This window comes from Thalassospira sp. ER-Se-21-Dark (assembly GCF_017922435.1).
GTDB lineage: Bacteria > Pseudomonadota > Alphaproteobacteria > Rhodospirillales > Thalassospiraceae > Thalassospira.
In genome coordinates, this window is sequence record NZ_VDEZ01000003.1 from 369,642 (window position 1) to 378,355 (window position 8,714).

The following is an 8,714-nucleotide window of genomic DNA, read 5'->3' on the forward strand; positions in this document are numbered from 1 at the left end:
TTCTATCCTTTGAGCCCAAGATAGATATCCCATGCTTTGGCGCCGTCTGCTTGATCATGGATCATCGCCATCAGGGCCGCGACAACCGCCTTTGGGTTGTCATGCTGATAAATGTTGCGTCCATAGACCATACCATGCGCCCCCTGTGCCATCAGGGCCGCTGAATTATCAAACACGGTTCTGAGATCGGCCTTACCACCACCGCGCACAAGAACCGGGCAACGGGCTGCTTGCACAACATGATGGAAATCGTCGGGATCATCGGTCGGGTCGGCCTTGATGATATCGGCCCCCATTTCACGGGCCAGCCTTACGAGCGTTGTGACCTTTTCGGTATCCCCGTCGACCAGATAACCGCCACGTTCACTGTTTGGCTGCATGACAAGTGGCTCGATCATCAGCGGCATGCCGTATTTTTCGCAGTCATTGCCAAGCTTCGAAATGTTCTTAACGCACTGACGGAAAAGATCAGGCTCGTCTGGCAACATGAAAAGATTGACCACGACACAGGCCGCATCCATGCGCAAAGCCGGCAAGATCGGATCGGTTTCATTCTGCATCACCGCCCACATCGAACGATGACGTTCCTTGTTATAGGGGTTGCCCATATCAACGCGCATCACCAGTGCCGGCCGGTTTTCACCCGGAAGGGTTTGCAAAAGATCGGACTGCCCGTAATTCATTTGAATGGCATCGGGACGGGCATCAACCAGGGTGTTGACGACTGACTGGATATCTTCGAGTCCCACCATAAAGCTCGGCTCGTTGCAGACGCCGTGGTCAATTGCAACATCGAGACAGCGACCGTTCTTCATCAAACGGTTCAGGCGCACTTTTTTTGATAGATACATGTTTCCTCCTCTGACCGGCATTCCCGGTTATTTTTTCAGACGATGCTGTGTTTTTTGCCGAGCTCTTCGCGCAGCAATTGTGTGTGATGATCAAGTTCGGCTGCGGACCAGCCCAGAACGCCAGACATCAGCGTTCCGATTTCCTCGATCAAACTGGTGGTGATCCCGCCTTCCAGACCGAGACCCGTGCGGCGCAACAGGATGTCGGAAAGGCTTCGAACCTTTTCGTTACGGATCAGGAATTCGATCTCGCGGCGCGAATAGGTTTCGGCTGCCACAAGCGGGCCATCCGGTTCGGCCTGACAGAACAGCGCAATATCGCGTGCTCTGCTGCCATACCTTTCGGCAAGGCGTTCAAGTGTTGGGCGATCAACCGCAAGATCAATCAGTTCTGCACCGATCCAGTCATCAAGATCGCTTTCGGAGTTGGGGAAATCACGCCCACCGCCGATCTTCAGACGACGGGTATCGCAAACGCGTTTCCGCCCCAGCCGTTGTAAAACAACATCGGCGATTTCTTCGCCAAACACCCGGAAGGTGGTCCATTTGCCGCCAATCAGGCTGATGACCGGGAAATCACGCTTTTCATTGGCTTCCTGTTCGCGGTGCGAATGATCGCGGCTGATCCGGGCGGTTGCATCCGCGTCACTGACAGGAAGCGGTCTGACACCGGTAAAGACATGAACAATATCGTCGCGCGCGATCTCGATTTCCGGAAACACAAAGCGCAATGCGCCAAGCATGTAGTCCTTTTCGCTTTCCTCGCAGCGGGCAAGTTCGGGGTCATCGATCAGGATGTCGGTCGACCCGACAAGCGACACACCGAGATAGTTAAAGGCAATGCAAATTCGGCCATCCGCGTTCTCGTAATAGACCATTTGATCGCCAAGGGCGCTGGCGAGCTGCGCATTGCGGATCATCAGATGCGATCCTTTGGTCCCGCGCACAAAGCGCGGGGTGTCGTTTTCCTGACCACCGGACAGGGCAAGATTGGTAAAATCGACCCAAGCACCGGTGGCATTCACCACAAGATCGGGCGTAATCGTCCCGGTTTCGCCAGTCAAACGGTCGCGCCAATGGAGTTCAGCACCGTCGACCTTTTCGACACCGGTATAGGAATGCGCACTGGCATTCGGACAGGCCTGCTCGGTATCGAGGATCATTTCGACACCCAGCCGTTCGGGGTACTTCACCCAGGCGTCGTAATAGATCGCACCAAACTTCGCATCCTGTGAAAGATCCGGTGCCATGGTTTGAAGTTGCTTGCGCGAGACAAAACGATGCGCTGGCATGGTACGGCTTTTGCGCGACAACCAGTCATAAAGCATCAGGCCGATCTTGATCATGATTGCCGATCGCCGCGACGGTCCGCTTCGCAACCCGATGAAGCGCTTTAAGGATGCAAGCGACCCATGAACCGTATCGAAAATCGGCACAAGTGTTGGCAGCGGAAAGACATAATGCGGTGCATTGCGCAGCAGGAAGTCACGTTCCTGCAAAGACTGCCGAACCAAGCGAAACTCACCATTTTCCAGATAGCGCAACCCGCCATGGACCATGCGTGAAAGTGCCGCACTTGCACCGGAACAGAAATCCCTCTGTTCAAGCAAAACAACATCTACCCCCTGCAGGGCAAGATCACGGAACACACTTATTCCGTTGATCCCGCCCCCGACCACCACGACAGTGGCCCGTTTCGGGATGACTTTATCCTGAGAATTTTGTGTCATCTCATGATCAATCAGGCGGCGCGCGCAACAGGGCCAAGATGGGCTGATATGGCCTTATCAATGATGGCCAGTTCGACGGCACCCAGGACGATTTCACCAGCCTTTGCATTTTCCGCTGCCTGCTGGGCATTGCGCGCCCCGCAAAGCGAGAAGGTGATGCCCTTTTGCGCAATGGTCCAGGCAATCACAATCTGGCCCGGCTGGACATTGTGCGCATCGGCAATCGGTTGCAGGACTTTCATGAATTCGGCAACGCGTTTGCGGTTTTCGACCGAGAATTTCGGGTTTTCACGACGAAGATCGTCGCCTTCGAACACCCGGTCCGGGCCGATCTTGCCCGACAGCAGACCAAGCGCCATCGATGAGTAGCTCAGTATCGCGACGTTATTTTCGACACATAGCGGGACCAGCTCATCTTCAAGCTGGCGTTCGAGCATGTTGTAGCATTCCTGAATGCTGTCGAGCTGGCCGGCCGCAAGATACTGCTTCATCTCGTCGGCGTTGACGTTGCTGATCCCGATCGAACGGATCTTGCCTTCTTTTTTCAGATCAAGAAGGGCCCCCATGGTTTCGGAAATCGGGGTTGTCGGGTCCTGCCAGTGGGTGATGTAAAGGTCGACATAATCGGTACGCAGACGCTTCAGGCTTGTTTCAAGTTCGCTGCGAACGGACTCAGCACCAAGATAGCGATGGATCTTCTTGTCATGTTCGTCGACAAAATAGTTGCCCTTGTCCGTATCCCAGACCATGCCGCATTTGGTTGCAATCACCACCTGATCACGACGGCCTTCGATGGCCTTGCCAACCAGTTCTTCGGCACGGCCAAGCCCATATGCCGGGGCTGTATCAATCAGCGTGATACCGGCATCAAACGATGCCTGAATTGCCTTGATGGAGTTGGCGTCATCGTGACCACCCCACATCCAGCCGCCCATTGCCCAGGTTCCAAGCCCAATTGCGGATGCCGATACGCCGGATTTTCCAATTTCACGAATAAGCTGTGCCATCAGGCATCTCCTTTTAGTATGTCGCTGACCGCATAGGCGGTTTGCTCATCTATCGCCAAAGTCGTCAGGAAATCACCGCGCAGGATGGCCGCAATCGGTTCTGCCTTGTGTTGCCCGCTGGCAATGGCAAAACGGTGCGGGATCTGACGCAGTTCTTCGAGGGTAAGGGCAACCACACGGTCGTTGCCCGAATAGTCACAGGGCGTTCCATCCTTGCTGATCAGATGTGCAAGCAATTCGCCGCTCGCCCCGGCGGCAAGGACTTCTGCAGGATCGATATCGTCATCCAGTGAAAGGTAAGTCGATGTACTTGCCCGCACGGAACCGATACCCATCACCGCAATGTCAGCCTTGCGCGCGATGTCAAAAACATCACGGATGGATCGTTCATCAAGCAGGGTATCGCGGGCTTCACGCGATCCGGCAATAATCGGCGCATGCAGTTGAAGTGCCCGCCCGCCAAGCTTTTCGGCCATCGCCATCGAGACCTGATTGACGTCGGTATAGTATTTCCCCTGAACCCCGCCGGTTCCGGGAACAACCGTAACGTCATAGCTACGCTTGGGCTTCATGGCCTCGACAATTGCGCTGACACCAACGCCGCCCGAAATCGCAATCGTCATGCCGTCTTCGAGTTTCTCAAACAAGGCAGCCGCTGCTGCATCGGCAGTCGATTTGATTGTGATCCTGGGATCGGTTGAAACTTCCGGCACCACAATCGCATTGTCGATCCGCCCCATTTCGGCAATCAGGGTGCCAAGATCCAGCATGCTGCCAAATGGCGACTTAACCGTGATTTCGACCAGACCACGTTCCTGGCCTTCCTTCACCAGTCGGTTGACTGTGGTGTGGGATAGTCCGGTCATTTCTGCGATCTTGGCCTGGGAGATATTCTGTTGATAGAACATCACCAGAACCTTGTGCAAACGGCGTAGTCGCTCGAATTCTGTGCTGTTTGTCATTCTTTTTATTCCTGCCGCAATTACGATTTGGCCGACGCGCCGCGTTTGCGGCGGTTAAGCAGATGATCAGCCGATACCGCGACCAGAAGGATCAGACCGCGAATGATGTCCTGCCAGTAAACCGGGACGTCCAGAAGGATCAGCGAACTTGTCACCAGCGACAAAAGTGCCGCCCCCAACACCGCCCCGAAAATTGTGCCGGAACCTCCGTTCAGGCTGGCCCCGCCGATAACAGCGGCGGCAATCACGCTGAGTTCCATGCCGATGCCAAATTGCGGGGTCGCCGCACCAAACCGCGCCATATAGACCACCCCGGCCACACCTGACAAAAGTCCGCAAAGCGTTGAGCAGAAGATCTTGATCCGCTTGGTCTTGATGCCTGAAAACAGCGCGGCTTTTTCGTTGCTGCCGGTGTAATAGACTTTGCGGAAGATGGTGGAATGCCGCAGCAAGAGATCGAAAAACACCACCAGTGCAAAGAACAGAATGATGACAAACGGCATCCCGGCAATGTCGCCCTGTCCGATGAATTTGAAGCTTGGCGGCAGGCTGAACAGCGACTGCGGGGTCCCTTTGGTGATCAGCAGCGAAAGACCGCGCGCAATCACCATGAAGGCAAGCGAAACGATAAAGAAGTGAAGCCCGATGCGGGTCACGCATTGCCCCATCAGGAACCCGATGAAACCGCACACCAAAACGGCAATCATACTGGCCGTCCAGGGATCCAGCCCCATGAGGAACAACTTGCCGCCAATCACCATCGCCAGACACACGACCGAACCAACAGAAAGATCAATCCCGCCAACGATCAGAAGAATGGTCATGCCGACCACGACAATCCCCTCGATCGAGAAGGACAGCAACATGGCGCGGAAATTCTGCCAGGTCAGGAAATAGGGTGAGGCAAAACTCATGGCGATGCAGATGATCAGGATGATGGCAACAAGCCCGGCTTCACGGGCCTTGAAGATTCCCAGCATTCGGCTTTGCCCCCCGTTTTCCAATTGGGTTGTCTCCGCTTTCAGGTTTTCGTCTTTTGATTTGGTTTGTGATTTCAGTGCCTTGACAGATGTCATGACGCTGCCTCCCCTTTCGTCATGACCGCGTTCTGACACGAAATACCCGATGCCAGTTTCATGATTTCTTCTTCGGTCATGGTCTCGCCTGCAACTTCGCCTGCCATCCTGCCTTCGTGCAGAACAAGGATGCGGTCACAAAGACCGATCAGTTCGGGCATCTCCGAAGAAATGACCAGAACCCCGACCCCGTCATCGGCAAGATTGCGCAGGATGGTGTAAATCTCGCTTTTTGCGCCGACATCAACACCGCGTGTCGGTTCATCAAAAATGATGATGCCCGGATGCACGGAAAGCATCTTGGCAATCGCCACTTTTTGCTGATTTCCGCCGCTCAGGGCAGAAACCGGCTGGTTCACATTTGCACAGCGTAGCGACAGCAGACGCCCCAGTTCCTCGGCACGTTTTTCTTCAGTGCGCTGGCGTACAAATCCCCTGCTGCTGACATGGCTGAGATCAAGGGCTGTGATATTTGCCGCAATCGACAAATCAAGAAACACCCCCGATCCTTTGCGATCTTCTGACAGATACACCAGACCGTTTTGAATGCTTTCGGCGTAGCTTTTGATGTCAAACAGCTTGTCGTGCATGCTGACGGTGCCGCTTTTCTTTCGACTCAGGCCGCAGATCGCATGGGCAAGTTCACTGCGGCCCGCCCCGATCAATCCGGCAAGTCCAAGAACCTCGCCCTTGCGCAGATCAAAGCTGACATCTTGCAAGAAGTTGTCATCACAAAGATCACGCACTGACATCAGCGAAGGTGTCGCATGATGAAGTTCGGTATTCTTTGCCGGAAACTGATTAAGGATTTCGCGACCGACCATTTTGGTCGCAATTTCATCGGGGCTGGTTTCAGATGTCATCAATGTGTCGATGAAAGTCCCATCCCGAAATACCGTAATGCGGTCCGAAATCGCAAAGATTTCAGCCATGCGGTGACTGATATAGATGATGCCGATATTGCGCGCCTTCAGGTCGGCAATGATCCGAAACAGGGCCTCGGCCTCGGTATCGGTCAGGGCGGCTGTCGGTTCGTCAAAGATCAGCACATCACAGTCAAGGGTCAGGGCCTTGGCGATTTCGACGATCTGCTGGCTTGCGATCGGCAGGTTCCCGACCTTTTCGTCGACCGGGATTGGCACCAGATCGGCAAGAACTTTTTTGGCGCGTTCACGCAGCTCTCGATCATTCATCAGGAATGCGGTCCGCGAATTCGTCGCGGCCATCAGAATGTTTTCGGCAACCGAGATATCAGGGCAGAGGGCAATTTCCTGATGCACCAACCCGATACCGTGGGCCTGTGCCTTTGCCGGATCAGGCAGAACGATATCGCGCCCCTTGAAATGGATACGTCCCCGGTCAGGGGCAAACACACCACTGAGAATATTCATCAGCGTTGATTTGCCCGCGCCATTCTCGCCCATCAGGGCATGGACTTCACCGGGCATCAGCGACAGTTTGACACCGCGCAATGCCTGCACCGGACCGAATGATTTATGAATGTCGTCGACTTCTAGAATGGGCTGCATAAAACCGGCTGCCTTGCGATAAAAGAAGGGTATCCCTTCCTTCCGACCAATTGAACGTGGGAGGATCGAAAGGAAGGGCGTTCTGGTCGCCATGGGCATGGCGACCAGATCTTGATGGCCTTACTCTTCAATACCTTTGGTACCGCGACGCTTGAGATAAGCTTCCCAATAGAAGTCATCGGCATTTTCGGCAGTCACCACCGCATAGCCGTTATCGATATAGGGAACCATCATCGGATTGGTGCCGCTGCGCTTGTAGTCGTTCATCGGATCGATCAGATCCGGATGGGCCGCAAGAAACAGGGAGATAAAGCCCATATATCCCTGAATGCCTTGGTTCGGGTTGATCGAGCCAAACACCTCACCCGCCTTGATCATATCGAGGATCTTGGCATTGACGTCTGCGGTCATGACCTTGATGTCGGCCTTGGTTTCAATGGCGGCCTGCGCAGCACCCAACGCACTGTTTGCTTCTGGCATGAAGACCGCGCCAAGGTTCGGGTGGGCCTGATGCATGGTCAGGACAGCATTATAGGCCTTGGTCGGGTCCTGGTTTGACGCCGCACGGGCAACCAGTTTCATATCCGGGTGTTTTTCTTCCATGCGGGCGATGAAAGCAGAAACGCGACGATCGTGGTTGTCCTGCCCCGGGTTTTCCAGAACGGCATATTCGCCAGATCCGCCCATGGCTTCGGCGATGGCATCCGCCGCGGCGGCGCCTTCGCGATCATTGTTCGACGTGATGTAGGCCGAGCGTTTTGAATTCGGAGAATCTGCTGCGAAGGTCACAACAGCAATCCCCTGTTCAACTGCGCGATTTATCGGTGCGATGAACGGATCGGAGTTCATCGGATGGACCATGATGCCCGCCGGTTGACGCGCCAGGACCTGTTCAAAAGTCGCAATCTGCTTGTTCACATCATATTCCGGGGTGCCGGTATAAACCGTTTCACATCCCATCTGCTGTGCTGCCTGCTTGAACATTTCATAAACCGGAAACCAGTATTCGACGCCACTGACCATGACGTTCATCGCGTAAAGTTCACCCGGCTCACACTGGAACGCACTTTTCTTTGCGTCCTGCGCCATAGTCGAAGACGCAGTGAGAGTCATAAAGGCAGCTGCTGCTGTTCCCAGCAGCATTGATTTGATTTTCATGTTAACCTCCCTAATGCGTAACCAATTTCCGGGCTTTCCAGGACACGGTGTGGTTCGCACAATGTTATTTATGGTAGATATTTCATTGATCGAAATATCTACCATTCATTTGGATTGATCCCAATTCGGGAGTCAACATGAAATATATTTCAACCTTTTAGTTCGCCCGAAAAGCATTCAAAGCCAACGATTTCGGCAAGAAAAGAAATTTTCGCCGATCGTGTTCAACCTGTTTTTCTGTGATGACTTCGGGCGGAATCCCTGCCTGATGATCGCGTGACAACGTCTAAAGTCACAGCGCTTTGGAAAGCTCAGAGCGAAAACTCTCAACATTATCGATAGGGACAACAGGCGCTTTGCCACGACTTGATTTAGGTCCGGAAAGATAATCAGCCTGATAC

Annotated in this window: 7 protein-coding genes; all 7 read right to left on the reverse strand. The window is 54.0% G+C overall.

The annotated features are described in order from the left end of the window. Positions 1 to 2 precede the first annotated feature (2 nt). Complete coding sequence (locus tag FHI25_RS14350; RefSeq protein WP_063089104.1) at positions 3 to 851, reverse strand: aldolase; 849 nt, start codon at positions 849 to 851, stop codon at positions 3 to 5. A gap of 35 nt (positions 852 to 886) precedes the next feature. Next, positions 887 to 2,581 (reverse strand): glycerol-3-phosphate dehydrogenase/oxidase, encoded by a 1,695-nt coding sequence (locus FHI25_RS14355; protein WP_210518872.1) that lies wholly within the window; start codon positions 2,579 to 2,581, stop codon positions 887 to 889. Positions 2,582 to 2,592: 11 nt separating this feature from the next. Then, positions 2,593 to 3,588: an aldo/keto reductase gene (locus FHI25_RS14360; protein WP_210518874.1), complete on the reverse strand. Its 996-nt coding sequence runs from the start codon at positions 3,586 to 3,588 to the stop codon at positions 2,593 to 2,595. Further along, entirely contained in the window at positions 3,588 to 4,550 is a 963-nt protein-coding gene (locus tag FHI25_RS14365; protein WP_210518876.1) for a sugar-binding transcriptional regulator, read from the reverse strand. The genes FHI25_RS14360 and FHI25_RS14365 overlap by 1 nt, the downstream gene beginning before the upstream one ends. Positions 4,551 to 4,570: 20 nt before the next feature. Further along, complete coding sequence (locus tag FHI25_RS14370; protein WP_210518878.1) at positions 4,571 to 5,626, reverse strand: ABC transporter permease; 1,056 nt, start codon at positions 5,624 to 5,626, stop codon at positions 4,571 to 4,573. Next, a complete protein-coding gene (locus FHI25_RS14375; RefSeq protein ID WP_210518880.1) occupies positions 5,623 to 7,155 on the reverse strand; it encodes a sugar ABC transporter ATP-binding protein in 1,533 nt (510 codons plus the stop codon). Before FHI25_RS14375 ends, FHI25_RS14370 begins: the two co-directional genes overlap by 4 nt. A 120-nt stretch (positions 7,156 to 7,275) precedes the next feature. Further along, the gene (locus FHI25_RS14380; RefSeq protein ID WP_210518882.1) at positions 7,276 to 8,313 is read right to left on the reverse strand and encodes a substrate-binding domain-containing protein; all 1,038 of its coding nucleotides are present in this window, start codon (positions 8,311 to 8,313) and stop codon (positions 7,276 to 7,278) included. Between the last annotated feature and the right edge of the window lie 401 nt (positions 8,314 to 8,714).